Annotated in this window: 20 protein-coding genes and 1 pseudogene; 13 read left to right on the top strand and 8 right to left on the bottom strand. The window is 43.7% G+C overall.

Features of this window, described 5'->3' with window-relative positions; translation table 11 throughout:
* The first annotated feature begins 387 nt into the window (after positions 1–387).
* On the top strand, positions 388–3,924 hold the full coding sequence (locus ACTIE0_RS08705) for a WD40 domain-containing protein (RefSeq protein WP_006667868.1): 3,537 nt from the start codon (positions 388–390) through the stop codon (positions 3,922–3,924).
* 60 nt (positions 3,925–3,984) lie between these two features.
* Here the strand turns inward: ACTIE0_RS08705 and ACTIE0_RS08700 are convergent, their stop codons facing one another.
* Positions 3,985–4,653 (bottom strand): L-threonylcarbamoyladenylate synthase, encoded by a 669-nt coding sequence (locus ACTIE0_RS08700; protein ID WP_006621566.1) that lies wholly within the window; start codon positions 4,651–4,653, stop codon positions 3,985–3,987.
* Between the two features lie 136 nt (positions 4,654–4,789).
* Between ACTIE0_RS08700 and larC the strand changes: the two genes are divergently transcribed.
* Positions 4,790–6,031: a nickel pincer cofactor biosynthesis protein LarC gene (gene larC / locus ACTIE0_RS08695; protein WP_006667869.1), complete on the top strand. Its 1,242-nt coding sequence runs from the start codon at positions 4,790–4,792 to the stop codon at positions 6,029–6,031.
* Between the two features lie 232 nt (positions 6,032–6,263).
* On the opposite strand, the gene uvrA is transcribed toward larC, so the two are convergent.
* Complete coding sequence (gene uvrA, locus ACTIE0_RS08690) at positions 6,264–9,167, bottom strand: excinuclease ABC subunit UvrA (RefSeq protein WP_006621568.1); 2,904 nt, start codon at positions 9,165–9,167, stop codon at positions 6,264–6,266.
* 62 nt (positions 9,168–9,229) lie between these two features.
* Between uvrA and ACTIE0_RS08685 the strand changes: the two genes are divergently transcribed.
* The 3 genes from ACTIE0_RS08685 (at position 9,230) to ACTIE0_RS08675 (ending at position 11,907) form a co-directional block, all read left to right on the top strand.
* The gene (locus ACTIE0_RS08685; protein ID WP_006667870.1) at positions 9,230–10,324 is read left to right on the top strand and encodes a RuBisCO large subunit C-terminal-like domain-containing protein; all 1,095 of its coding nucleotides are present in this window, start codon (positions 9,230–9,232) and stop codon (positions 10,322–10,324) included.
* Between the two features lie 16 nt (positions 10,325–10,340).
* A complete protein-coding gene (gene mtnB / locus ACTIE0_RS08680) occupies positions 10,341–10,964 on the top strand; it encodes a methylthioribulose 1-phosphate dehydratase (RefSeq protein ID WP_006667871.1) in 624 nt (207 codons plus the stop codon).
* 313 nt (positions 10,965–11,277) lie between these two features.
* A complete protein-coding gene (locus ACTIE0_RS08675; RefSeq protein ID WP_006667872.1) occupies positions 11,278–11,907 on the top strand; it encodes a precorrin-8X methylmutase in 630 nt (209 codons plus the stop codon).
* On the opposite strand, the gene ACTIE0_RS08670 is transcribed toward ACTIE0_RS08675, so the two are convergent.
* Together ACTIE0_RS08670 and dapB are read right to left on the bottom strand one after the other, a co-directional pair.
* Positions 11,904–12,611 (bottom strand): hypothetical protein, encoded by a 708-nt coding sequence (locus ACTIE0_RS08670; RefSeq protein WP_035759875.1) that lies wholly within the window; start codon positions 12,609–12,611, stop codon positions 11,904–11,906. The two genes, ACTIE0_RS08675 and ACTIE0_RS08670, sit on opposite strands and share 4 nt — an antisense overlap.
* Before the next feature lie 102 nt (positions 12,612–12,713).
* Positions 12,714–13,541 carry a 4-hydroxy-tetrahydrodipicolinate reductase gene (gene dapB, locus ACTIE0_RS08665; protein ID WP_006621574.1) on the bottom strand — a complete coding sequence of 276 codons (828 nt, stop codon included), beginning with the start codon at positions 13,539–13,541 and terminating at the stop codon, positions 12,714–12,716.
* Between the two features lie 185 nt (positions 13,542–13,726).
* Here dapB and ACTIE0_RS08660 point away from each other — a divergent pair, with 185 nt between their 5' ends.
* From ACTIE0_RS08660 to ACTIE0_RS08640, 5 genes are all read left to right on the top strand, one after another.
* Complete coding sequence (locus tag ACTIE0_RS08660; RefSeq protein ID WP_235720114.1) at positions 13,727–16,198, top strand: EAL domain-containing protein; 2,472 nt, start codon at positions 13,727–13,729, stop codon at positions 16,196–16,198.
* A 111-nt stretch (positions 16,199–16,309) separates the two neighbouring features.
* A complete protein-coding gene (locus tag ACTIE0_RS08655; protein ID WP_006621577.1) occupies positions 16,310–17,443 on the top strand; it encodes a redoxin domain-containing protein in 1,134 nt (377 codons plus the stop codon).
* Between the two features lie 66 nt (positions 17,444–17,509).
* Positions 17,510–18,337, top strand: coding sequence for a nuclease-related domain-containing protein (locus ACTIE0_RS08650; RefSeq protein ID WP_006667874.1), 828 nt, complete (start codon positions 17,510–17,512; stop codon positions 18,335–18,337).
* A gap of 12 nt (positions 18,338–18,349) precedes the next feature.
* A complete protein-coding gene (locus ACTIE0_RS08645) occupies positions 18,350–19,324 on the top strand; it encodes an ABC transporter ATP-binding protein (protein ID WP_006667875.1) in 975 nt (324 codons plus the stop codon).
* Positions 19,325–19,389: 65 nt separating this feature from the next.
* Complete coding sequence (locus tag ACTIE0_RS08640; protein ID WP_006621580.1) at positions 19,390–20,421, top strand: ABC transporter ATP-binding protein; 1,032 nt, start codon at positions 19,390–19,392, stop codon at positions 20,419–20,421.
* Between the two features lie 2 nt (positions 20,422–20,423).
* Here ACTIE0_RS08640 and ACTIE0_RS08635 read toward each other — a convergent pair whose 3' ends face one another.
* Positions 20,424–20,621, bottom strand: coding sequence for a heavy-metal-associated domain-containing protein (locus ACTIE0_RS08635; protein ID WP_006667876.1), 198 nt, complete (start codon positions 20,619–20,621; stop codon positions 20,424–20,426).
* Between the two features lie 193 nt (positions 20,622–20,814).
* On the opposite strand from ACTIE0_RS08635, the gene ACTIE0_RS08630 reads away from it, so the two are divergent.
* From ACTIE0_RS08630 to ACTIE0_RS08620, 3 genes are all read left to right on the top strand, one after another.
* On the top strand, positions 20,815–21,492 hold the full coding sequence (locus ACTIE0_RS08630; RefSeq protein ID WP_006667877.1) for a class I SAM-dependent methyltransferase: 678 nt from the start codon (positions 20,815–20,817) through the stop codon (positions 21,490–21,492).
* 7 nt (positions 21,493–21,499) lie between these two features.
* Positions 21,500–22,444: an alpha/beta hydrolase gene (locus tag ACTIE0_RS08625; RefSeq protein WP_006667878.1), complete on the top strand. Its 945-nt coding sequence runs from the start codon at positions 21,500–21,502 to the stop codon at positions 22,442–22,444.
* Positions 22,445–22,505: 61 nt separating this feature from the next.
* Positions 22,506–24,218, top strand: a complete 1,713-nt coding sequence (locus tag ACTIE0_RS08620; protein ID WP_006621584.1) for a DUF262 domain-containing protein — start codon at positions 22,506–22,508, stop codon at positions 24,216–24,218.
* A gap of 26 nt (positions 24,219–24,244) precedes the next feature.
* Here ACTIE0_RS08620 and ACTIE0_RS08615 read toward each other — a convergent pair whose 3' ends face one another.
* The 3 genes and pseudogenes from ACTIE0_RS08615 to ACTIE0_RS08605 form a co-directional block, all read right to left on the bottom strand.
* Entirely contained in the window at positions 24,245–25,129 is an 885-nt protein-coding gene (locus ACTIE0_RS08615; RefSeq protein ID WP_006621585.1) for a fructosamine kinase family protein, read from the bottom strand.
* Positions 25,130–25,239: 110 nt separating this feature from the next.
* Positions 25,240–26,136 (bottom strand): AEC family transporter, encoded by an 897-nt coding sequence (locus ACTIE0_RS08610; protein WP_006667879.1) that lies wholly within the window; start codon positions 26,134–26,136, stop codon positions 25,240–25,242.
* Between the two features lie 193 nt (positions 26,137–26,329).
* Positions 26,330–26,562: pseudogene (locus ACTIE0_RS08605) on the bottom strand (RNA-guided endonuclease IscB); the annotation flags it as partial.

Here is a 26,562-nt window from a genome sequence, read left to right as displayed (position 1 = left end):
AGATAGTTTTGATTTTCCAACTCATGTTAAGATTTAATACAATTTAATTGATAACTCCTCTGAAATACTTGACGACAGCATGGGGGTTTTGCTATACTCATATAAATTGCAATAAAGGCATTCTTGTGACTACACGCAAAAAAAAAGCTGGAAACCCTATATATATCGTGAAATATTAATATTTTTTGGTGAAATTTTTAAATTGCGATGCACGAGTTTTTGAGGATTTGGCTAGGGCAAAAAATTAGCATCTTGACAAAATAGGCGTTTGGTGAATCGGATGTTTTCTTTACCAAAATTTAAGATAGAGCTGTTGATGATTTGAGCCATTGTAAGAGTAATTGTAAGAGTCAGATAATTATCATAATTGGCTATAGATTTTTAACTATGATAACTGAATATCGGTCAATTTATCAAGTCGGGGGTAGTCTGCATACAGACTGTCCTAGCTATGTTAAGCGACAGGCAGACACAGACTTATATGAAGCCTTAAAACGGGGAGAGTTTGCTTATGTTCTCAACTCACGTCAGATGGGAAAATCGTCTCTGTTAGTGCAAACCCGCCACCGTTTACAAGCAGAAGGAATACGTTGTGCGACGTTAGACATGACGGTTATTGGTAGTGAAGATGTCACCCCAATGCAGTGGTATAAGGGAATTTTTGTAGAACTTTGGCGCGGGTTTGGGTTATTAAAATCTATGCCATTTAAAATCTGGTGGCAAGAACAAGGCGAACTTTCATTGGTACAAAAATTAAATCAGTTTATAGTGGAAGTTTTACTGCCTACATTTAACCAGGATAAATTTTGCATTTTTGTTGATGAAATAGACACTATTTTAAGTTTGCCATTTCCGGTAGATGATTGGTTTGCCTTTATTCGATTTTGTTATAATCAACGGGCAACTGAACCAGCATATCAGCGGCTAAATTTTGCGATTTTTGGGGTAGCTAATCCCTCGGACTTAATTAGAGATCGCACCCGAACCCCTTTTAATATTGGCACAGCGATCGCACTTTCGGGGTTTACCCTAGAGGAAGCGAAACCCCTACAACAGGGATTAAATGTTCCCGGTTTTAATGACCAAATTTTGCTGGAAGAAATTTTAAACTGGACGGGAGGACAGCCATTTTTAACTCAGAAGTTATGTTATCTGATTTATTCCCAACATTATTACGGTGTAACTTCCCCAAATCTTGCTGATATATTATCGGAAAAACAGTTGATCAAAGACTTGGTAATTGACCAGATAATCACCAATTGGGAGAAACAGGATGAACCGGAACATTTACGAACCATTAGAAATAGAATAATTAGCAATTCTCAAATCTCGTCAAGATTATTAGGGATTTATCAGAAAATACTCCTAGAGACAGAAATACCCTTTGATGGTAGTCGGGAAGAAACGGAGGTTTTGCTATCTGGATTAATTGAAAAATCCGGGAATATGTTAAAAGTAAAAAATCCGATTTATGAGCATATTTTTAATTTAGAATGGACTCAATTACAGCTAAATTTACTACGTCCCTATTCCCAAAACTTTGAGGCTTGGATAGCTTCTCATCAAACTGATGACTCTCGGCTTTTACGAGGTCAAGCGTTATTAGAAGCGCGGACTTGGGCGTTAGGTAAAAGTTTAAGTGATGGTGATTATAAATTTTTAGCAGCCTCGGAAAAATGCGATCGCGCCGCTATGCAACAGGCTTTAGAAGCGGAAAAATTAATCGCGGTAGAAGCGAGACTTTTAGAAGAATATAAAAACTCAAGACTACAGCGACGACTGTTAACGACGGTGGTTTTATCGTTATTCTTCTCCCTAGGATTAGCTGGTTTAGCTTACTCCCAATATCGTCGAGCGATCGCCAGCTACGAAATCACCAAAGTCCGAGAAATTGAAGCCCTAATTTCCGCCACAGAGGGTCAGTTTTTATCAAACAATAACCTGAATGCTTTAGTTAATGCTGTGCGGGCAAAAATCAGGCTAAAGGATGTCCAAAACGTAGAAGATCATCTCCTAAAAAAAGTCAATGCCGTTCTGAGTCAATCTGTTTATGGGATGAATGAATATAATAGTTTTGGTCGTCACCAAGACCGAGTTTGGGCTTTAAATTGGACGGAAGATGGGGAACAGATAGGAATTATTTCCCGCGCCAATTATCCCCATACTGACGGAAGGGAGGACATCGACAAAAATAATCAAGTTTTAATTTTTAATCGACGGGGTAAACTACTTAATATTATCGATAACTTTACCTATGAATTACGAACCCTTTCTTTTTTCCCAGACGGCTATATAGCCACAGGAGACAGCAATGGGGAAGTCAGAATTTGGTCAAATCAAGGTAAGTTGGTGTTCACGTTTTCCGCCCATGAGGAAGAAATATTGGATCTGATAATTTGGGGTCAAGACACCATAGCCACTACCAGCACTAAGGGTTCTATAAAACTTTGGCGCAGGGATGGGACTTTACTCAATGAATTTGTGGGTCATACTAAATCGCTGACAAAGATAGCCTTTTCTCCAGACGGTAACCGCCTAGCTTCTGCGAGTAATGATGGCAGAGTAAAACTGTGGGAAATAGGAGGGGAGTTAGTAGCTAGTTTTGAACATTCTCAACAAGCTGTGGAGGCTTTAGCTTTTTCTCCTGATGGTCAGTATATAGCGGCGGGAGGTCAGGATAGACAACTGAAATTATGGTCTATTAATGAAAGGTCTGCCATTGTACTCGGAGAACATCAGAATAGTATTAGAACTGTGGCTTTTTCTCCTGATGGTAATATAATTGCCTCTGGGAGTTGGGATAGAAGTATTCGTTTATGGAGTCCTGACGGTAGACACCTGCAAACTTTCGCTTCCCATACTGCGCCTATGACCCAACTTTCCTTTAGTCCTGATGGTGAAACTCTGGCTTCTGCTGACTTCCATGGGGAGGTTAAACTCTGGAAAGTTAAGAATCGGTTTTTTACTGTGCTATCAGGACATCAAGACAATGTGCGGGCGACAGTTTTCACTCCAGACCATCAGCAAGTTTTCTCTAGTAGTTGGGGTGGAGAGGTTTATCGGTGGGATATGCAGGGTAATTTACTGGGAAGCCTAGAAGGTCATGATCAGGGTGTAATTGGTCTGGCGGTTTCTCCTGATGGTGAAATTTTGGCGACGAGTAGCTGGGATGAAAGTATTCGCCTCTGGAATATGGAGGGAGAGTTATTAAAGGTTATTAATAATGCTCATTCTATGGGGGGAAATCAACTAGCTTTTTCGCCAAATGGTGAGGTTATAGCCTCGGTGGGAAATGATAATAAGGTGAAGTTGTGGAGTCGAGTGGGGGAGTTTCTACGGGAGTGGGAATATTCGGAATCCATTACGGGAATTGCCTTTAGTCCTGATGGTAAAATGGTGGTTACAGGTAGCGAGGATACGGAAGTCAGAGTTGTATATATAGACGGGTCTGGGACGCGGTTAATTGGTAATCATCAGGGTAGTGTTTGGGGGGTGGCTTTTAGTCCCCAGGGTGATATGATTGCTTCTGCTAGTACAGATAACACGCTCAGATTATGGTTTTTAGATGGTAGAGAACCGATAGTTTTGCATCATCAGGGGACTGTTGATAAGGTGGCTTTTTCACCAGATGGTCAGATGATTGCTTCGGCTAGTTGGGATGGCACTATTCAACTTTGGACTAATGAAGGGGTGAAAATAAGAACTTTGATCCGACATCAAGGGTCGGTGCGGACTGTGGCTTTTAGTAATGATGGAAAATGGATGATTTCTGGGGGAGATGATAATCAAGTCATTATCTGGAATTTGGCTGAGATTATGAATTTAGATGAGTTGAGTTATGCTTGTTATGTCATCCAAGATTACCTGGATTATTACCCGGAATTAAAGGATGAGGAAAGAAATTTGTGCGATCGCATTAATTAAAGTTTATTAATTAAAGTTTGATGAAAGTTTAACCTAGCCCCTAAAATTGGGGCTATTTAGCTATTCTTCTGGCAGATCCCAATCAGCGATCGCCTCCCATCCTTTTCCGCGCCGCACCAAGACAGGATCATCAGCACTTAAATCAATAATTGTGGAAACTTGATAATCCCAATCAGCGCCATCATCAACAATAATATCAACCAAATTCTCCAAAGCATCAAAAAGCTGAACCTTATCATACTCTTGGGGAATTTTTTTAATTAAGGCGGAGGGTTCATCTTCTTCTTTAATATGTGCGGAAGTGGAAATGACGGGGTTTCCCAGAGATTCCAAAATAGCTAAACACACGGGATGATCAGGAACCCTAATTCCGGTAGTTTTGCGCTTAGGTGACATCACCAATTTCGGCACCAGTTTAGTGGCGGGAAGTACAAAAGTATAACTCCCCGGAATCAATCTTTTGATGGTGCGATAGGCGGCATCAGTAACTATGGCATAATCGGCAATATTAGATAAGGATGAACAGAGAAAGGTGAGAGGTTTATCATTGGAAATCTGCTTAATTTGTCGCACCTTTTGCACGGCAGATTTAACGGTGAGGTCGCAACCGATCGCATAAACGGTATCGGTAGGGTAAAGCATGACTGCCCCACGCTTGAGGGCATCCTTAATTTGTTCAATGGTGCGTTTTTGGGGATTTTGGGGATGAATTTCGTACAGAGTAGCCATATAATAAAGTCCATGAACTAGAATAATGATCGAACCATTAAAAGTTTAAAGTCAGAATGACGATCCGATCATGCCCAATTTTTGAGTAAAATAACTTTAAACTCAAATCGATATCACTCAAACCAGACGGCGGAAAATGATCAATATAGCCTACCTTCAATGTCCCACTGGAATAGCTGGGGATATGTGCCTCGCAGCGTTAGTTCATGCCGGGGTTCCCCTGGAGTATCTCACGACACAGCTAGAAAGGCTGGGAATGGCTGAAGAATATCGGCTATGGGCTGAAAAGGTAACTCGCCAGGGTCAACAAGCCACGAAGGTTCATGTAGACCTGACCAGCCACGATCATCACACTCGCCACCTACCAGACATTGAAGCCATTATCAAGGCGGCAAAACTTCCCCCAAGGGCAGCAAACATGAGTTTAGCGGTATTCCGCAAGCTGGCGGAGGCGGAAGGGGCGGTTCATGGTATTGACCCGGAAAAAGTACATTTTCACGAAGTGGGGGCGACAGATGCGATCGTGGATATTGTCGGAACCTGTTTGGGGTTGGACTGGCTAAAAATCGATCGCCTCTATTGTTCTGCTTTTCCGGTAGGTGGTGGCACATTCCGGGCAGCCCATGGAATTTTACCAGTACCTGCCCCTGCTGTTCTGAAACTCTGGGAAATGCGTAGTGTTCCAGTTTATAGCAATGGCATTGAACGAGAATTAGTTACCCCAACGGGGGCGGCGATCGCTGTAACTTTGGCTACAGAATTCGGACCGCCACCGCCGATGATTCTGAAACGGGTGGGACTGGGGGCGGGTTCGTCAAATTTTCCCATCCCTAATATTCTCCGCCTCTGGTTAGGGGAAACTGAGGATACAGATAAACCCAAGGCGGAAAGTCATGGTTTGGCGGGGACTTTCCATGATCATGATGAGGAAATGGTGGCAGTATTAGAAACTCAAATTGATGACCTTAGCCCCCAAGCGATCGCCTATGCTTCTCAGGCTTTATTATCGGCGGGGGCGGTGGATGTTTTTGTGCAACCTGTGACCATGAAAAAGTCTCGCCTCGGAATATTATTAACTGTGATTTGTCACCCGGAAGCTGTGGATACTTGCCGGAATATTCTCTTTGCCGAAACTACTACTTTAGGGATTCGTCAAAGTTGGCAATGTCGCACTATTCTTGACCGCGAATTACAGACGGTTGACACTGAATATGGTTTAGTCAGAATTAAGGTGGCTTTTTCAGGCGATCGCGTTATTAATGTGCATCCTGAATATGAGGACTGCGCTACCCTCGCCCAACAGCATCAAATCCCCTGGCTAGATATTCATCAAAACGCCTTACAACATTGGCAGTTAATACAACAAAAATTATCATAAAAGAAACCCCAGAATCAAAGAAACCCGGTTTCTCTGTATATAGGAAATCAACCCTAAAATCAAAGAAACCCGGTTTCTCTGAAGAAACCGGGTTTCTATGTGTATAGGAAAGAAACCGGGTCTCTATGTATATAGGAAAGAAACCCCAGAATCAAAGAAACCCGGTTTCTCTGAAGAAACCGGGTTTCTATGTGTATAGGAAAGAAACCGGGTTTCTGTAACTCGGTTTTTTTTAGGAAGTTGTTAACAGTTGTTTTAAATAAAATCCGGTGTAGGAATGGGGGTTATTAGCAATATCTTCGGGTGTTCCGGTGGCGACAATTTGACCACCGCGATCGCCTCCTTCTGGTCCCAAGTCCACCACCCAATCAGCACAACGAATCACATCTAAATTATGTTCAATGACCATAATAGAATTACCCTTATCAACCAACCTTTGTAAAACATTCAATAACTGATGAACATCATAAAAAGATAATCCCGTAGTTGGTTCATCAATTAAATACAGAGTTTTACCAGTAGCGCGTTTTGACAATTCGGAAGCCAATTTAACCCGTTGTGCTTCTCCCCCAGAAAGGGTAGGCGCAGGTTGTCCTAACTGAATATAACCCAAACCGACATCAACCAAAGTTTGCAGCCGAGTGGTAGCGCGGGGGATATTTTCAAAAACCTTTAAAGCCTCGTCAGCGGTCATATTCAAGACATCAGCGATAGAATAGCCCTTATATTTAACCTGGAGAGTTTCCCGGTTATATCGTGCGCCTTTACATACCTCACATTGCACATAAACATCAGGAAGAAAATTCATTTCAATCACATTTACCCCCTGTCCGCCGCAGGCTTCACAGCGTCCGCCTTTAACATTAAAAGAAAACTGTCCTGGCTTATATCCCCTAGCTTTCGCCTCAATGGTTTCTGCAAACAGTCCTCGGATAATATCAAATACTCCCGTATAGGTAGCGGGGTTAGATCGCGGAGTGCGTCCTATGGGAGATTGATCAATGACAATGACCTTATCCAAAGCATCTAATCCCTGAATTTTATCTAATTTTTTAGGAAAGGCAATTTTCCCGTAAAAATGATGTTGGAGGGCGGGATATAATAACTCATTAATTAAGGTAGATTTACCGGAACCTGATACCCCAGTAATACAGACTAATTTACCGAGGGGTAATTCGACATCGATATTTTGCAGATTATTACAATGGGCGTTTTTGAGAAATAGCGATCGCCCATTTCCGGGACGGCGGCTGGGGGGAGTTTCAATTTTTTTGCGTCCAGAAAGATAAGCACCCGTGAGGGATTTTTGAGTAGTTAATAAAGTTTTTAAATCCCCTTGGGCGACAATTTCTCCGCCATTAACTCCCGCCCCAGGACCGATATCAACCAACCAATCAGCGGCGCGGATAGTTTCCTCGTCATGTTCAACTACAATTAAGGTATTGCCTAAATCTCGCAACTTGATCAAGGTCTTTAATAGTCTGCCATTATCCCGTTGATGTAAGCCAATACTAGGTTCATCTAAGACATATAAAACACCGGTTAAACCCGCGCCAATTTGAGTAGCCAATCGAATCCTTTGGGCTTCCCCGCCGGACAAGGTAGAAGCGGATCTAGCGAGGGCTAAATAATCCAAACCGACATCTATCAAAAACTGTAATCTTGCCTTAATTTCGCGTAAGACTAAATCCCCGATTTGGGCTTGGCGATCGCTCAATTGTAGCTGATTAATTTTATCCAAACAATCCCGAATGGAAACCTCGGTTAAATCTGCTATATTATACTGTCCCAAATAGACAGATAGCGCCTCTGGCTTCAATCGTTTACCGTGACAGACTTCGCAGGGTTGGTCAACCAAATAAGGGGCTAATTTCTGCTTTTGTGCTTCGGAACCTGTCTCCTCATATTGTCGGAGTAACATGGGAATTGCACCGAGATAGGGGCGGTAATAACTGCGATTTTCTCGGTAGCGGGAATCAGTTTCTATTAAAATGGGTTCATCACTCCCATAAAGAATAATATGCTGTTGTTCGGGTGTCAGTTTTTTCCAGGGGGTAGAAATCTCAAAATCGAAGGCTTGGGCGACACTATGAAGTAGGGATAAATAAAAGGAATTGTCCTTGTCTGACCAAGGGGCGATCGCATTATAAACAGGTTGTGAAGGGTCAGGAATAATCAATTCTGGGGAAAAAGTCCGCCAGTGTCCCAAACCATGACAAGCGGGACAAGCGCCATAGGGAGAATTAAAAGAAAATAGGCGGGGTGAAAGTTCTTCCATAACCGCCCCATGTTCAGGACAAGCAAAGTTTTCGGAAAATACCAATTGTTGCGGTTTGGGGAATTGTTCTTCTGGTGATATACTGAGGTTATCCAAAATCTGAATAATAGCAACACCTTCCCCATGGCGTAAACAGGTAGTTAGGGAATCAACTAAACGTTCCTGTAACCCCGGTTTCACAATAAGTCTATCAATGACAATTTCAATATCATGGACATGATTTTTGTCTAAGTCTATATGGTCAGACAATTCGAGAATTTCCCCATCAATTTTGACCCGGACAAAACCTGAAGATGCTAAACTAGATAAGAGTTTGCGATGAGTGCCTTTTTTCCCTCGGACAACAGGCGCAAGAATAAGGAATTTAGTGCCTTCAGGAAGTGCCATAACTTGATCGCACATTTGGTCAATAGTTTGGGGGGCAATATGGCGATCGCATATAGGACAATGAGGGGAACCCGCCCGACCAAATAATAAACGTAAATAATCATAAATTTCGGTAACTGTTCCCACGGTAGACCGAGGGTTATGGGAGGTGGATTTTTGGTCAATAGAAATAGCGGGACTCAACCCCTCGATCGCATCAACATCGGGCTTATCTAATTGTCCTAAAAATTGTCTCGCATAGGCACTAAGGGACTCGACATAACGCCGTTGTCCTTCAGCAAAAATGGTATCAAAAGCTAGGCTAGATTTCCCAGAACCTGAAACGCCAGTAAATACAATCAGGCGATCGCGGGGAAGTTCCAGATTGAGATTTTTCAGGTTATGCTGTCTCGCCCCGATAATTCTAATAGTGTTCAGACTAGCCGGGGATATGGTAGATTGGAGATCGGAAAATTTCGCAGGTTTAGCCATTAGGTTAAGGTAGGATAATCAATAATCAGAGAAGTGATAATTTGAGGGCTAGGAACTTATCTATGGTTAGAAGTATTGAGGTAGACTATCGATTTCCCCCGGGAATAGATCCAGAACGTCAAGGGAAAGTAATCGCCATTGGACAAACAGCGGGAACTTGGGATGCACGTTTTCAGCACCGGGAAGAGGTGATGCGATCGCATTTAGGAGAGGTGATCAATATCCAAACCGATGATCAAAAATATAGCATTGTTACCGTTGCTTTTCCAGAGGCTAACGTAGAAAACGATATCCCCAGCCTACTAACCATGATTTTTGGCAAATATTCCATGGCGGGTAGTGGAAAGGTAATTGCTGTCCGGCTGGGGGAAAATTACGGGAAACGCCCCAAACTAGGAATTACAGGAATTCGCGATCGCCTAGCAGTCCCCAACCGACCCCTAATTATGGCGATTTTCAAACCCGCCTTGGGGTTGTCCGCCGCCGACCACGCGGATATTTTGGAACAGGTGGCCTTTGCCGGATTAGACCTAATTAAAGATGATGAAATCCTCCCAGACTTGCCCACAGCGCCCACTCTCGAACGCTTAAAGGCCTGTCGGACCGTGTTAGATAGGGTGAGAAGCGAAACGGGTCGCAACGTCCTCTATGCGGTAAATATCACCGGTTCTGCGATCGCCCTGATCGAAAAAGCCAGGACCCTAGTTAAGGCCGGCGCAAATGCCCTATTATTAAATGTTTTAACCTACGGATTTTCGGTATTGGAGGCGATCGCCACTGACCCGGAAATCAATGTTCCGATTTTTGTGCATCCTGCCTTTGCTGGTAGCCTCTGTGCATCACCGGATCACGGTTTGGCTTATTCTGTGGTTTTGGGGACTCTCATGGCCCATGCGGGGGCGGATGCGGTTTTATATCCCGCCCATTATGGTAGTTTACCTTTTGACCCCACCGAAGAAGCCAAAATTCGGGATACTTTGCGATCGCGTAATGTTTTCCCAGTCCCTTCTGCTGGTATCCATGCGGGGATTATTCCCCAGGTATTAGCTGACTATGGCAATGATGTTATTCTCAATGCCGGAACTGGTATCATGGATCATCCAGACGGTCCCGCCGCTGGTGTGAAAACCTTTACAGAATTAATAGTTAATAATTGATAATTAATAATTGACAATGAATACAGACCCCCGTGAATCTTTAATGGAAGCATCTCGCCAATTTTATCAGCTAGGATGGATGGCTGGGACCGCTGGCAATTTGTCCGCTAGGGTTGAAGATGGCAGTTTTTGGATTACTGCTAGTGGTAAACAAAAGGGGAAATTGGTAGCTGATGATTTTGTGCGAGTGAGTCTCACGGGGGAATTGTTGGAAACGCCCAATCCTGAGAATAAACCCTCAGCGGAAACCAGTATCCATCAGGCGATTTATTCCTGTTTTGCTGAGGCTAGAGCCTGCTATCATGTCCATTCCGTGGAAGCGAAATTAGTGACTAATTTGGTGGAAGGGGAAAAATTGCCTTTACCTCCGATTGAGATGTTAAAAGGTTTGGGGGTGTGGGAGGAAAATCCCCAGGTGTTTATGCCAGTTTTTCACAACCATTTACAGGTTCCCAAAATCGCTCAGGAAATAAGCGATCGCTTTCACCGAGAGACCCCCCAAGTCCCGGCTTTGTTAATTCGTAATCATGGCGTGACTGTCTGGGCTAATTCCGCCGCCGAAGCCGAAAATCATGTAGAATTAGCCGAATATATTTTCAGATATATTGTAGCAGCCCGTCAGGTAGGCATCAAGTTTTAAAATCCGAGTATTTGGGAGGCAAATAATCGGGGTAATTATCAGCAAATCAAGAACCGATCAAGAGAAAGCGCGATCGCCATTTGTGAAGTACCCCACCCTGCCACCAATCCCATTTTACCCTGAGAAACCTAATTTCTGCCATACTTGACCATGGCCAGCTATTTCCTGAGTCAAGTTAGCCTGGAACTGCCCTAAATCCCAAATCTTTGATAAGATACCCCCATAACCGATAATAAACAGGCGCAACCAGCGCAACTGTGGTTCTGGCTAACACCGGAACCAATTATAGGACACCCAACAGCGGCGAGTCAGGATGGAATGGCATATCACCGATGCCCAAAGTTTGGGTATCATCGATCGCGAAATCGGTACTCATGTGTTTTCACCCGCAGAGTACGAAATTGTCCGGCGGGTGATTTACACCACAGCCGATTTTGAATATAAAAGCCTTGTGCGCTTTTCAGACCAAGCCCTGCAAGCCGGAGCAGCGGCCCTAGCTGCCCGTACTACAATTATAGTAGATGTACCCATGGTGCAGGTGGGTATCACTCCCCAAATTTTGTCAACCTTTGCTAATCCAGTGTACTGTTCCCTGGACACAGTGACCCGACCCCAACGGGAAAAAAGTCGCACGGCTTGGGGTATTCAAACCCTAGCGAAACGTTATCCAGAGGGAATTTTTGTGATTGGTCAGGAACAAACGGCCCTATCAGCCTTAGTAGATTTAATTGAGGCTGAGGAAATTAAACCCGCCTTAGTGATTGCTACGCCATCGGGGTTTGTGGGGGCGGATGTAGCCAAATCGCGCTTAAATGATTCTATGGTATCTCATATCCGTATAGACGGCCGCAAGGGTAGTTCAGTGGTCGCTGTAGCCATAGTTAATGGCTTGGTAGACCTAGCTTGGCAAGCCTACGGGAGAAATGAGTCAGGGGGGAGTTAATCATAAGCCTGCTGACGGGGAGAAGGACTCCGACGAGGCGATCGCGATTGGGGACGACCATAACGCGATCGCATCTCCCGGGTAATTTCCATAAACATATCCCGCCGCAAATAGGGATATGACCCCACCCAAATATTTTGGCTAGGAATATACACATCAGACACCTCATTAATGCTGCTGAGGTCATCCAGGTAGGAAGTTACCAACATCACCGCCACCTGACCCCGACTCAGTCGTTTATGGTTGCGGTTAAGGGGGGCTTCAATTTTCACCACAAACCCGGTTTTATCCCCCACTTCTACATTAATCCGCCGCTCTAAGTTTTCAATGATAATTAAATCACCTTTAGAGTTAACCGATTCTTGCTCATTAGTCACCGCTTCCGAAATATAATAATCCAAAACTTTGCCCTGCCAAAATCCACAATAGGGATATTTGCGAAACTGGCGATTTCGTATACTAGCATCCCAAATGGGACCCCACAGCCAGTACAAAGCAAACATCACCAAAGGAATTAACAAAATTTGCCTGCCTTCAAATTGTACTGATAATTCCACTAAGGCGAGAATCAACGTTCCCACAGCGGAGACTAACAATCTTCTGATGAATTGTGATGGCTTCCCCCAACAGTGTTGATACTGTTCGCTAGTAGCCACAGCCGGAACCAGTTCATGGAAAGTTTGACGGGTGAGTGGAATTAGCATATAATTAGCACCATAAATGAGCATAGCCTAATCGAAGCCAGGGCGGGTAGTAATTAATCATCCATTATCCATTATCCATGATTAATTATCGATTATCCATGATCAGAGAATTTTCTCTAATCCATAAACCAGACTTTTCAGTGATAAGACTTGACGAATTGCCAGCAAGACACCGGGCATATAGCAACCGCGATCGGTGGTATCATGGCGGAGGGTATAAATTTGACCAGCCGCCCCAAAAATTACCTCTTGGTGAGCAATCAAACCGGGTAAACGGACACTATGAATGCGGATTTGTTCATCAGCGATCGCACCTCTAGCACCGGGTAATTGTTCGGTTTCTTTAACTTGGCTTTGGTTATAGGTTTTCCCGAACTCTGCCAGCATTTGCGCGGTTTTAACCGCCGTGCCGCTAGGTGCATCAGCCTTTTGATTATGGTGTAACTCAATAATCTCTACATGGTCAAAATATTGAGAAGCAGCGATCGCCGCCTGTTGTAAAAGTACAATGCCGATGCAAAAATTAGGGACCAATAAACATCCCATGCTGGCTTTATCAGCAAATTCGGCTAAATCCTGAATTTTGGCTTCACTTAACCCAGTAGTCCCCACCACCGGACGGACACCATAGGCGATCGCCGCCCGAATATTGTCATATACTGAGTCTGGGTGGGTAAAGTCCACCATCACGGCTGGCTGCTTTTCCTGAGCCGCCATAACCAGCATTCCTTCGCGATCGTTTGTAATCGGGATCTCTAAAGGTTCAATCCCCGCGAGACTTCCAGCATCTTCATTCAGATAAGCCGGATTTTTATCAATGGCCCCCAACAGCGTCATATCCTGTGCAGCAGCCACCGCTTTGACCACTTCTCGACCCATTTTACCGCCAGCACCATTGACCACCACTGGAATTGGAAATTGACCTACCATGACTTTAAACCAGAAATATCCTTTATTAGACTATCAAACCATTTTGTGTCTATCCAGGCTAGAGAACTGCCCCATCGAAATTGGTATGATAGAATCAGGTAGTCCATTTCTGCTGATTAATGCTGCGTCACAACTCTGGTTCCCAATGGTCACCGCTATCTAAATGGCGATTGCTAGTCTTACGGATGACTCCGCCATTGTGGTTGATTATCAGCCTCACCAGCACCTTATTATTAACTGGTATTAAACTCAGGGGAGATTTGCAACCCGTAGAATTGAGGTTGTTTGACGGGTTAGTTCGCCTCCGACCCGAATCCGAACCTGATGACCGGATTTTGATTGTCGCTATTACTGAATCAGATATTGCCGCCCAAGAACAATGGCCCATGTCCGATGCCGTATTAGCCCAAGTTTTAGCTAACCTACAACAGCATCAACCCAGAGCGATCGGTTTAGATATATATCGGGATCTACCTCACCCACCCGGTAGCGCCGAACTAAGTCAACAGTTCCAGGCTCCTAATATATTTGGGATTACCAAAATTGGCAACCCCGACAATCCCACTATTCCCCCCCCTCCTCAACTACCACCCAAGCAAATTGGCTTTAATGACCTAATTCTCGACCCAGACGGAGTAGTGCGCCGCCAACTCTTATTTGCTGAATCTCAGGGAAACACCTTTTTTTCCCTGGGTTTACGATTAGCACTACATTACCTAAAATTTGAGGGTATCGAACCCCAAAATTATCAGCAAAACCCCGAATATATGGAGTTAAATAATAGGGTATTTGTGCCGTTAAGGTATCATCATGGGGGCTACTCCAATATTGACGATCGCGGTTATCAAATCCTGCTCAACTATCGGGGAGTTCAACCCGCACCCGTCGTCACCTTGAGCGAAGTTTTGGCCGCTACAGTTTACCCAGATTTAATCACTGATAAAATTGTCTTAATCGGAGCCACCGCCCCCAGTATTAAAGACGAATTTTTTACCCCCTATAGTGTCAGAGAATCAACCGCACCCAAAATGCCAGGGGTTTTTATTCATGCCAATATAGTTAGTCAGATTTTGGGGGCAGATTCTGGCAATTCTCCGGCTAATAATTTATTCTGGTTTTTGCCTCAGTGGGTAGAACTTATCTGGTTGACTCTTTGGGGAATTGGCGGCGGTTTTCTGGCTTGGCGTATCCACCATCCAGGAATGCAAGGATTGTACTTTTTCCTGGGGATATTCACGATTTTTGGCGCTACCTACGTCCTGTTTTTATTCAATGCTTGGATTCCCCTAGCCTCTCCGGTTTTAGCCCTGACTTTAGCCGCTACTGGGGTGATTGCTTATAAACAAATTCATAACTTCCTGCATGATTCCTTAACCGGATTGCCTAATCGTTCCCTATTTCTCGATCGCACTCAACAAGCGATCGCCAAGTCTCAACGGAATAAATCTATCTGTGGCGTATTATTTATTAATGTCGATAATTTCCGCCTAATTAATGACAGCTTAGGAGATTTAGCCGGAGATCAACTGCTCATCCAATTGGTAGAAAGACTCAAAAACTCCGTTCTATTAGGGGATACTATAGCACGTTTAGGCGCTGATGAATTTGCCATTTTGCTGCGGAATATAAAATCAGTAAATAATGCCACAATCGTGGCTGAACGTATCCAAACAGCCTTACTTTCTCCCTTTATTCTCAATGGTCATGAGGTATTTAAAACCGTGAGTATTGGCATTGCTTTAGCCGATACAGCCGAAACTCGCGCCGAAGATTTACTCCGTAATGGTAATACCGCCATGCTGCGGGCGAAGTCTCTCAAAAATATTCGATATCAAGTATTTGAACGCACTATGCAGGTCGGTGGTTTGGATCGCCTGCAATTAGAAACTGATCTGCGTTTAGCCGTAAGCCGTGGGGAATTTGTCATGTATTATCAACCTGTAATTTCCCTAAAAACTGGGGAAATTGTCGGCTTTGAAGCCTTAGTGCGTTGGCAGCATCCTCGTCAAGGTTTGGTGACACCAGAACGGTTTTTAAAAGTCGCTAAAGAAACCGGATTAATTATTCCTATTGGTCGCTGGGCTATGCAAGAGGCTTGTCATCAATTGGCAATTTGGCAGCAGTCCTTAAAATCAAATTGTCAGATTATTGTGGGGGTGAATTTATCAGGTAGACAGTTTATTCACCCTGATTTAGTTGACGAAATTAAGGGAATTATTCAAGATTCAGGTATTGACCCCAGTGGCTTACGATTGGAGATTACAGAAAGCGTGATTATGGATGATGTCGAAGCTACTATTCGCCTACTTCATCAGTTGAAGAATTTGCAAATCAAGTTAAGTATTGATGATTTTGGCACCGGGTTTTCCTCCCTAGGTTATTTACCTCGTTTTCCCGTGGATGTCCTGAAAATTGACCGCTCATTTATTGCTCATATTGGGGAAGCCACCGAGGTGGAAAATTTGGCAATTGTCAGAACTATTTTGATGTTGGCACAAGCCTTAAATTTAGATGCGATCGCCGAAGGAGTAGAAACCTTTGAACAATTGGAACAATTGCGATCGCTCGGTTGTGAATATGCTCAAGGTTACTATTTCCAAAGACCTATATCTGCTGACCATGCTACACAATTCTTTACATCTCATCCCCATTGGTAAATACCTTTTCGGGAACCAATCCCTTAATCTTTACGTCAGTGGATAGGTTGATTTTTTGACTACCTATTTGATTTAGGTTACAAATATCTAGGAGTTTAGTATTTTGATGTCATGGTTCATTCTGCTTCTATTCTCACCGTAGGCGATCCTGCCCCCTGGTTCAGTTTGCCCGACTCCAACGGCAAAAATATTGTTCTCCGTTCCCATGCCGGGAAACCAATTCTGTTAGTATTTTATGCAGGGGATCAAATCTCAGAATGCGAAAAAATCGCTTGTCGATTGCAGGATATTATGTCAATGTGCGATCGCTTTGATCTTCAGATTTTTAGCATCAGTCTCAACCACCCCTCAACTCGCAAAACCTTCGCCGAAAATCATCACCTTACCTATTCCTTACTCTCCGATTTAAAAGGAGAAGTTAGCACCAGATACGGAGCCTATATTTGCGACGGAAAAAATAGCAACACCATCGTTTATAACCGTGTCGCTTTCCTGCTCGATCCCGGTCTTCGCATTCTCAAAATTTACCCATTACATCCCCTCGAAGAATTTACCCAAAAATTCCTAGGAGAAATTCAAGATTTAGTCGCCCAAGAACCTCCTCGACTCATTGAAATGCAGGCTCCTGTCTTGCTAATTCCTAAAGTTTTGGATTTACGTTTATGTCGGGAACTGATCAAGATTTGGGAAACTCAAGGTAATGATGAATCCGGGTTCATGAAAAGAGAGGGAGAAAAAACCGTCGGCTACGTTGACCCCAGTTTCAAGCGACGGCGCGATCACTTTATACAGGACGGACCTGTTAAAAATTACATCGATTCTATTATGCAGCGGCGGGTATTTCCAGAAATTCTGCAAGCCTTTCAATTCCAACTAACTCGCCGTGAATGCTACAAAATAGGCTGCTATGATAGTGAATCAGGGGGCTTTTTCCGACCCCATCGAGACAACACCACTGGGGGAACATTGCATCGGCGATTTGCGATGACTATTAACCTTAATACTGAAGAATACGAAGGGGGTTGTTTAAGATTTCCTGAACACGCACCCCATTTGTATAAACCTGCCACAGGAGATGCTATCATATTTTCATGTTCTACCATGCACGAGGCTACTGATGTGACATCAGGGCGACGTTTTGCCTTGCTTTCTTTCTTCTATGGTGATGAAGATGCCGAAAGACGCAATGCTTACGAAAACCGGGTCAGAAATGATTACAGTCGTGTCATTAAGCTGAATGCTTAATTAAGCATCATTTGGGGGGCTAACTTAGCTCCCTATTTGATCAAGTTTAATCAGGGTGATCATTATATGAAAGTTCTAAAACAGTCCCCATCTCTGAAAGCCAAATTTAAACAAAATATTAATCGCAAAGTATCCAGCCAACGGGAGGAAGCTAGTCAGGCTTGGGGTGGTGGTTTCTTGGGGATGATAGGCGCAGGAGTATTTGAATTTAAACAAATCCGAAATCAAGTTAAGGGTAGTTTAGGGGAAAATTTAATTGCTCTGTTGCTGATGACATTTCCTGACAATTGGGTATTATTTAAAAATGCTCTGATTCCTGCTACTGCTGGCAGTTTAACAGAAATTGATTTGCTATTGATTGGGAACCGAGGTATTTTTTTAATTGAAGTGAAAACCTGGAAGGGTTCCTTGGCGGGAAATCAAGATAACTGGAAACGGCGCGAGGGTTCCCAGTGGGTTCCTGTATCTAACAGTCCTACTTCCCAAAGTCTCTATCATCAACAGATGTTTCAGCGGTGGATTTTTTCAGAAATCCCTAGCTTACCTACTGATTGTATCACTGCGCCTGTGGTTTTTCCTATAGCTAAATGGGTGGGGGCTAAAAATTGTTCTGTGCCAGTTTTAACCAGTATGACAGATTTGATATCCATGATCTGGAAATCTCCCGAATATCTGACAGATGAACAGGTTTTTAGGATTAGTAAACATATCCAAGAATATGAATTGTCACCCGTATCTAAACCGCAACCGCAACCGCAACCAGAAACCAAGCCTAAGCCTAAGCCTAAGCCTCGCAATTCTCAACCGGAAACGGAAACGGAACCGGAACCCAAGCCTAAACCCAAGCCTAAACCTAAGCCTAAACCTAAGCCTAGGTTAAAAAAAGATATGTAAAATCAATTGTTGATGATGACCTCACCACTGCTACAAGTTAACAATTTAGAAACTCGTTTTATTACTAATGATGGGGTAGTTAAGGCTGTTAATGGCATTTCCTATCATATTAATGCTGGGGAAACTCTTGGCATTGTCGGGGAATCTGGCTCGGGAAAAAGTGCCGGGGTGTTATCAATTTTGCGGCTAATTTCTGCCAATTCTGGCGGGATTACCGGGGGGGAGATTTGGTTTGAAAATCAGGATTTACTTAAATTAAATAAATCGGCATTAAGAAAAATTCGGGGTAACCATATTTCCATGATTTTTCAAGACCCGATGACGTGCTTAAATCCGGTTTTAACTATTGGTAAACAAATTACGGAGGCTATACAATTACATTGCGGCGCGACTAAATTAGAGGCAGAAAAACAGGCGATCGCACTTTTAGAAAAGGTGGGTATATCACCAGCAAAACGCCGACTTGGTAGCTATCCCCATCAATTATCTGGGGGAATGCGACAGCGAGTTATGATGGCGATCGCTTTAGCCTGTCATCCCAAATTATTAATTGCTGATGAACCGACAACGGCTTTAGATGTCACTGTCCAAGCCCAAGTTATTGAGATGATTCAACAGTTGCAAAATGAAATGGGAATGGCGGTAATTTGGATTACCCATGATTTAGCACTTTTGGCGAGATTTGCCGATCGCATTTTAGTCATGTATGCAGGTCAAATTGTGGAAGAAGCGCCCGTTAATCAACTCTATAAGCATCCTCGTCACCCCTACACAATGGGATTGTTAAAAAGCCTCCCCCGTCCTGACTGCGACATGGGAGAGACTCTCGCGGCTATCCCAGGGACTCCCCCAGATTTGATTAACTATCCTCAAGGTTGCCCGTTTGCGCCTCGATGTCAATATGCGATCGACCGTTGTTTTCAGGAAGATCCGGTTTTAGAATTAGTTGCCACCCATCATCAAGTCGCCTGTTGGGTTAAACCATGACTTGACAAAAGGATGATTTTATGCTAGTTAAAATCTATCTATTTTCTTGGAATGTTTGAGACCTGATGGTTGCCAAAACACAGCCCAGTAACCCAGAAACCGATACCCTATTAAGGGTTGATAATTTGCAGGTACACTTTCCGGTCACTGGGGGGATATTTCGACAGAAACAGGTAGGGATAATTAGGGCAGTAGATGGGTTAACATTTGCCATAAAACGGGGTGAAACTCTTAGTTTAGTTGGGGAGTCTGGCTGCGGGAAAAGCACCACAGGTAAAGCGATTTTACAGCTTCAACCTCCCACAGGTGGCCGGGTTTATTTTAATGATATTGAACTGACTAAATTAGAACCCGAAAAGTTGCGAGTTATGCGCCGCCAAATGCAGATAATTTTCCAAGACCCCTACGCCTCCCTAAATCCGCGTATGACCATTAAAAAAATCATTGGGGAACCCCTATTAATTCATGGATTAGCTAAGGGTGAATCCCTGATTCATCGAGTGGAAGAGTTATTAGAATTAGTGGGACTAAATCGGCAATTTATTAATCGTTATCCCCACGAGTTTTCGGGTGGTCAAAGACAGCGAATAGCTATAGCTAGGGCTTTAGCGGTTGACCCGGATTTTTTGGTCTGTGATGAACCGATCGCCTCTTTGGATGTTTCTATTCAAGCACAGGTAGTGAATTTAATGCGATCGCTACAAAAACGCCTAAATTTAACCTATCTATTTATCGCCCATGATTTAAGTGTAGTCCGCTACATTTCCAGTCGGGTAGCAGTCATGTATTTAGGTAAAATCGTCGAAATAGGGGAGTGCAATTCTGTCTATGATTATCCCCTTCATCCCTATACTAAAGCCTTACTTTCTGCTGTCCCTATTCCTGACCCAGAAATCGAAGCCAAACGGGAAAGAATTATCCTGAAAGGAGATGTTCCCAGCCCTTTATTACCCTCCTGTGGATGTCGATTTTATAGCCGCTGTCCTTCCGCGCATTTAGTTGGCGATCGCTGTCGGGTCGAGGAACCCCAATTGCGAGAAATTAATCCCGGACATTTTGTTTCCTGTCATCTATGGGATTCCCAAAACCCTCCATAACCCTAGGATTCTGTAGTGTGACCAGCTTTAGCGATCGCCGCCTTTAGCGCCGCCTCAGAAGCCGTTGCTTCCACAGTCACCACCTTTGTATTTAAGTCAATATTGACAGTAGCATCACTATCAACACTATGAATAGCCTTGGTTACACTGTTAGCACAAGCATCACAAACCATTGAAGAAACCGTAAGTTTTATGGTCATAACTAGCCTCGCAAAATACTCGCAAAATACCTGTATAGTATAGCATTACCCTAGGATTTTACCATTGTCTTCACAGAAATACCCTGAAATCGAGGTAAATATCATAACCTGATACCCGCCGAATCACACTAATAGGCTATAATGGTAAATATCCACCCCTAATCAATGTTAAATTCTAGTCTTAGGTCACATCATGTCCCTAGTTCCTCCTAATGATATCAGACAAAAAATTCGAGAAATGGTCGAAAATTCTCAATCCCATCCTACCGCATGGTTTGAAACCCTTTATGCTGAATCCCAAGGCGACCCATCCTTGATTCCTTGGGCTACCTTAGCGACTCATCCCCAACTAGAAAAATGGCTAGAAAATCAGGCAATTGAGGATAATAATCAAACCGCTTTAGTGTTAGGTTGCGGGTTAGGAGATGATGCAGAAGCCTTAGCAGATTTTGGCTTTCAGGTGACGGCTTTTGATATTTCTCCAACAGCGATCGCTTGGTGTCGCCAAAGGTTTCCTAATTCTCAGGTAAATTATACAGTCGCGGATTTATTAGACCCCGATCCTAACTGGCTAGAAAAGTTCGATTTTGTACTCGAATCTCGGATTACTCAATCCATGCCTTTGGAAGTCAGATCCCAAGCAATTAAGGCGATCGCCAATCTGGTAGCCCCCCATGGTATTTTATTGTTAATTACCCGATTTCGTGACACCGAAGCCGCACCGGAAGGCCCCCCATGGCCTTTGTCAGAGGCAGAATTATCGGCATTTAAAACCTGCGGCTTGACCGAAATCAATCGCCATAAATTTGTCGCCGAAAACCGTCCTGATGCCCAGCAATTATGTATTGAATATCGGAAAGATGTTTTTTAATAAATAGATGAACCATTCAGTTAATCCCGAAACCCAATCATTTCTCAATCATGTATTGGCAGCTAATCACCCCCCAATTAGTGCCATGGAACCCGCCGAATTGAGAAACCTTAATAAGATGTTTGTTAAAGCCAGTCACCCACCGGAAGCGATCGCCAAAGTCGAAAATCGCACCATTGCGGGTCCCGCTGGAGAATTACCAATCCGCATTTACACCCCCAAGGGAAATCAACCTTTTCCGGTTCTAGTTTATTTTCACGGTGGCGGTTATGTAATCGGTAATTTAGACATGGTAGATAGTATTTGTCGCAGCCTCGCCAATGGCGCAGAATGTGTGGTTATATCAGTAGACTATCGCCTAGCACCAGAACATCCATTTCCAGCCGCCATTGAGGATGGTTTGACCGCGACTGAGTGGGTTTTTAATCAGGCTAAAACTTGCAACTGGGATAGCGATCGCATTGCGGTGGGGGGAGAAAGTGCGGGGGGAAATTTAGCGGCGGTGGTAGCCTTAAAACGGCGAGATCAAAAACTAGCCCCCCTAGTTTATCAATTGTTAATTTATCCCATAACTCAGATAGAAATTGATAGCGAATCTCGCCGCCTATTTGCGGAAAATTACTTTCTGAGAACGGATAGTATTAAGCATTTGTGCAGTTTTTATATCACCAACCCTGCCGATAAAAATAATCCATATTCTTCCCCCCTGTTAGCGGAAGATTTATCAAATTTGCCTCCCGCTTTGATTATCACGGCGGAATTAGACCCCCTACGCGATGAGGGACAGGCTTATGGCGATCGCCTCCAAAAAGCCGGAGTTCCCGTGAAAATATCTTGCTATCCAGGAACCATTCATGCTTTCATTAATTTAGCCGGATTTATCAGTCAAGGACAGGAAGCACTAGCCGAATGTGCGATCGAATTAAAACAGAGATTTTCCCATAAAAGCTAATCCCATTTATTCTGCGCCAATTGACCCGAATTTAATCATCAGCCAGAGGTGATAATTAATCATGGCAACCCTAAATTTCCACACCACCAACACCACCTTCCGCCAACTTCTGGGTAATGGCTTAATCTATCATGTACCTCCCTTTCAGCGTGACTATTCCTGGGGAAATGACGAATGGGACGACCTGTGGCAAGATCTGACTGCTTTATTTGAAGAAGATAGCGAACCCGCTCATTATATGGGCTACCTCGTGCTACAATCATCTGATAGCAAACACTTCGATATTATTGATGGTCAACAACGAATGACTACCATCAGTATTATGATCCTGGCTGGTTTGTCTTATTTACAAGATTTAGTTAAGGCGGACTTGGATGCACTCAACAACAGTCGCCGCCAATACCAACTGCAAAATAGCTACATTGGTTATGTCGATCCCGTCACCCTCATTCCCCAATCAAAACTCAGACTAAATCGCCATAATGATCGTTTTTATCAAACCTACTTGGTTCCCCTAGAACCCCTCCCCCAACGAGGTCTAAAAGCCTCCGAACATCAACTACGCCAAGCATTTATTTGGTTTAAAGACAAAATCAGAGTCCGACTGGGAAATCAATCTGATAGTGGACAAAATTTTGCGGCTTTTATTGATTCCCTAGTAGACAAACTCTTTTTTACTGTGATCACCGTTACAGATGAATTGAACGCTTTTAAGGTTTTTGAAACTCTCAACGCCAGAGGGGTGCGTCTTTCCGCCACTGATCTACTCAAAAACTATGTCTTCTCACTAATTAATAACGCAGATACTCATGAGCTAGAAATGCGTAGCCTAGAAGATAAATGGGAGAGGATTGTTGGTTTATTGGGTAGTGAGAGTTTCCCGGAATTTCTGCGTATTTTTTGGAATAGTCGCCATAGACTTGTCCGTAAATATGATCTGTTCAAAACCATTCGACGACAGGTGAAAAGCCGTAAAGATGCCTTTGGCTTAGTCCGCAGTTTGGAGCATGATGCTGGAGTTTATGCGAGTCTTGGAGACCCATATTATGCCAGTTGGAAACCCGAGGAAAAACAAGCATTAAAGCAACTGTTAATGTTTCGTGTGCGTCAGCCTTTGGCAATACTTTTAGCTTGTTATCATCAATTTTTTGACAACGATAGAGATGCCTTTACCCGCATCCTGAAAGCGATCGCTGTGATTTCATTTCGCTATAATGTTATTTGCAACTTGCAGACCTATGAACAAGAACGTTTGTATAATGAGATTGCTGTGAAGGTTTCCCATGGTCACTATAAGACTGCTGAGGAAGTTTTGGCGGCGCTGGGTGTTGTGTATCCAGATGATAATCAGTTTAAGGGAGCTTTTACTGAAAAAGAACTCCGCACTACCGACACCCGCCATAAGAAAATTGTCCGCTATATTCTCTTTGAAATTGAGAAACAGCGCTCCGGGAAAGCGTTTGATTTTGAGAGTTCCACCTATAATTTAGAGCATATTCTCCCGGAAAATCCCTCGGATGCCTGGGCTTATATCGAGGAAAGTAAACAGGAACGCTTAATCTACCGCCTCGGTAATATGACCCCCCTCGAAGCGACTAAAAACCGTGAAGTTGGGAATCAGGATTATGGGACTAAGCGGGATGTTTATGCGGAGAGTGATTTTCAAATTACTAAAGCGATCGCTGAACATTATGATACCTGGGATGAACATAAAATTGAGTCTCGGCAAAAGCGATTAGCTGCCATAGCTGCTGGCATTTGGCGCATTGGGTAAATTGACAAGATCAGCGACTAAATTCTTTAACGTAAAATTTGCTGAATCATCTGATTGGCTTGGGAACCATAACCGCCACCAAATAGGTTAAAATGATTCAAAATATGGTAGAGATTGTAAAGAATTTTGCGGCGAGAATAACCGGAGTCTAAAGGGTAAACTTGATTATAACCCTGATAAAATGCGGGGGAAAATCCGCCAAATACTTCGGTCATGGCGATATCAACTTCTCGATCGCCAAAATAGGCAGCCGGGTCAAAAATGACTGGTTCTCCATCATTGGTAACAGAGGCATTACCCCCCCATAAATCCCCATGAACTAAAGCAGGTTTAGGGTGATGACCGGACAACAATTCTGGTATTTTGTCAAGTAGGCGATCGCTATTTTCAAACGATCCTCCCCGCCGTCTAGCGAGTTTCAGTTGATAACCAATGCGATGATCTCGCCAAAATTCTCCCCAGTCAGTCGTCCAGGTATTAATTTGGGGAGTTGATCCGATAGTGTTGTTGATATCCCAACCAAATTGCTGAGATCCGGGATAGTCTCGCGGGGGAGTCCACTGGTGTAGTCGCGCCAATTGTCGCCCCATTTTCTCCATAGCCTGAGAATTGCTACGACCCCCTAGCTCTAACCATTCTAGGACGATATAAGCAGAATTGCCAGCAGTACCCCAACAAATGGGTTTAGGGACGCGAATAGTTTGGGTTTCCCACATTTGTTTAACTCCCAAGGCTTCCGCTTCAAACATGGCAACTTGAGAGGCGCTATTGAGTTTCACAAAATAGCTGCGATCGCCATGAGTAAGGCGATATCCCTGGTTAATGCAGCCGCCACCTACAGAAGTAGGGTTGTTGGCTTTAAAGGTTTGGGAGGTAGCAGTGGTTATGTGTTCGCAAATTTGATTCCACATGGTAATTTTTAGCGATCGCTTTCAGTCTATATTTTAGATCAACTGTGACTCAGCTCTGAATAACCCATTGGGATTATGGGAATTTCTGCCATGAAATCGAGGAGCAGATTTTAGGCGATCGCCTTAATTCCCCATAACACCAAAGGCAGAGTTAGGAATGATAATATAGTAGAAACTACCACCACGCGAGCGGTGCGTACTTGGTCGCCGCCAAATTCATTAACCATCAGAAAAGCCGTGATAGCTGTTGGCATAGCACTCTGTAAAATTAACACCTGTAAATCTAAATCACTCAGTCTTAATAATGAACCGACACTATAGGCAATAATCGCACCACCGATTAATCTGAGAAAACTGGCTCCCACTTCATAAAGGCTAATTTTCCACTGACTTTCGGCAATTTCTAAGCCCAACAATAACAAGCCGAGGGGAATAGCCGATTCCGCCACCAAATTCAATCCCTCATCAATATTAAAAGGTAATTTTATCGGAAGTGCGTAAAGTACCAAAGCCGCGATAATTGACCAAAATAGCGGTAATTTGAGGGTAAATTTTAAGGACGATTGCCAACCTCCCCCTTTGATGATAGCTGGCGCTGTGATTAAAACCACTAAATTCCAGGCGATTAAATAAACAATCGCCCTTTCTAGTCCGGCTTCTCCTAAAGCTAAGAGGGTGACAGATAACCCCATATTGCCAACATTTGATAGGGAGGTGGTGGCAATTAAACTTTTTTCCGTTGACCGAGACAGGTTTAAATAACGTGCGATCGCCCAAGCTACCAAACACAATAATATATAAGTCAAAATAAACCCTATCCCCATTCCCGCCATATTTTGGGGGGTCAGAGTGGTTCTATATAGTGTGTCAATAATCAGTATGGGAAACAGAACATACAGCAGCAAACGGGAGATGGTTTGGCGATCTATGATCAGGGTTTTCCCGGCAATAAAACCAATCAGAACAATGCACCCAACGGGGATAACAGCAGAAAATAAAGCAATCATCAAAGGTAGTAAAGGCTGCAAAAAACAGCCAGATCTGATCTGACTGCTATACTTTGGCGATAGTCTAACGCAACTTTCGACAATTGGGGAAGGTTAATGGGTGATTCACGTAAACCTCTTGGGAGCGTGGAAGCCCCGTGTCTTTAGACCGGGGAGGAAACGCGACAGGGGGACTTTAGTCCCCGTCAATCTTTCAAGCATAGGCGTAACCATCCTTCCTGTGAATGGGTTGGCAGTATTTGTGGCTGATGCCTGCCACCCGTACCGAAGCGGTGGTAATATCAAAACTACCAGACGCACGGCAGAGAACCCGTCCTAGATATGAGCCAATTTTCTTCCCCGCTGTGACCGTTGCCGTCACCATGTCGCCAGTCTCAACGCCTTGAGGAATTTGCCTCCTGGAGCGGTGACGATTCGGGAATCCGT

This window comes from Limnospira sp. (assembly GCF_051859755.1).
GTDB lineage: Bacteria > Cyanobacteriota > Cyanobacteriia > Cyanobacteriales > Microcoleaceae > Limnospira > Limnospira fusiformis.
Note: the sequence above shows the minus strand (reverse complement) of the source record. Positions and strands in the feature narration are given on the sequence as shown.

Excerpts from the sequence above, each read along its gene's own strand:
- ACTIE0_RS08635 (WP_006667876.1), bottom strand. The coding sequence starts at position 20,621 with ATGACCATAAAACTTACGGTTTCTTCAATGGTTTGTGATGCTTGTGCT.
- ACTIE0_RS08645 (WP_006667875.1), top strand. The coding sequence starts at position 18,350 with ATGATGACCTCACCACTGCTACAAGTTAACAATTTAGAAACTCGTTTT.
- ACTIE0_RS08620 (WP_006621584.1), top strand. The coding sequence starts at position 22,506 with ATGGCAACCCTAAATTTCCACACCACCAACACCACCTTCCGCCAACTT.
- larC (WP_006667869.1), top strand. The coding sequence starts at position 4,790 with ATGATCAATATAGCCTACCTTCAATGTCCCACTGGAATAGCTGGGGAT.
- uvrA (WP_006621568.1), bottom strand. The coding sequence starts at position 9,167 with ATGGCTAAACCTGCGAAATTTTCCGATCTCCAATCTACCATATCCCCG.
- ACTIE0_RS08660 (WP_235720114.1), top strand. The coding sequence starts at position 13,727 with ATGACTCCGCCATTGTGGTTGATTATCAGCCTCACCAGCACCTTATTA.
- ACTIE0_RS08675 (WP_006667872.1), top strand. The coding sequence starts at position 11,278 with ATGGAATGGCATATCACCGATGCCCAAAGTTTGGGTATCATCGATCGC.
- ACTIE0_RS08700 (WP_006621566.1), bottom strand. The coding sequence starts at position 4,653 with ATGGCTACTCTGTACGAAATTCATCCCCAAAATCCCCAAAAACGCACC.
- ACTIE0_RS08670 (WP_035759875.1), bottom strand. The coding sequence starts at position 12,611 with ATGCTAATTCCACTCACCCGTCAAACTTTCCATGAACTGGTTCCGGCT.
- ACTIE0_RS08640 (WP_006621580.1), top strand. The coding sequence starts at position 19,390 with ATGGTTGCCAAAACACAGCCCAGTAACCCAGAAACCGATACCCTATTA.
- ACTIE0_RS08630 (WP_006667877.1), top strand. The coding sequence starts at position 20,815 with ATGTCCCTAGTTCCTCCTAATGATATCAGACAAAAAATTCGAGAAATG.
- ACTIE0_RS08610 (WP_006667879.1), bottom strand. The coding sequence starts at position 26,136 with ATGATTGCTTTATTTTCTGCTGTTATCCCCGTTGGGTGCATTGTTCTG.
- ACTIE0_RS08650 (WP_006667874.1), top strand. The coding sequence starts at position 17,510 with ATGAAAGTTCTAAAACAGTCCCCATCTCTGAAAGCCAAATTTAAACAA.
- mtnB (WP_006667871.1), top strand. The coding sequence starts at position 10,341 with ATGAATACAGACCCCCGTGAATCTTTAATGGAAGCATCTCGCCAATTT.
- ACTIE0_RS08705 (WP_006667868.1), top strand. The coding sequence starts at position 388 with ATGATAACTGAATATCGGTCAATTTATCAAGTCGGGGGTAGTCTGCAT.
- ACTIE0_RS08615 (WP_006621585.1), bottom strand. The coding sequence starts at position 25,129 with ATGTGGAATCAAATTTGCGAACACATAACCACTGCTACCTCCCAAACC.
- ACTIE0_RS08625 (WP_006667878.1), top strand. The coding sequence starts at position 21,500 with ATGAACCATTCAGTTAATCCCGAAACCCAATCATTTCTCAATCATGTA.
- dapB (WP_006621574.1), bottom strand. The coding sequence starts at position 13,541 with ATGGTAGGTCAATTTCCAATTCCAGTGGTGGTCAATGGTGCTGGCGGT.
- ACTIE0_RS08655 (WP_006621577.1), top strand. The coding sequence starts at position 16,310 with ATGGTTCATTCTGCTTCTATTCTCACCGTAGGCGATCCTGCCCCCTGG.
- ACTIE0_RS08685 (WP_006667870.1), top strand. The coding sequence starts at position 9,230 with ATGGTTAGAAGTATTGAGGTAGACTATCGATTTCCCCCGGGAATAGAT.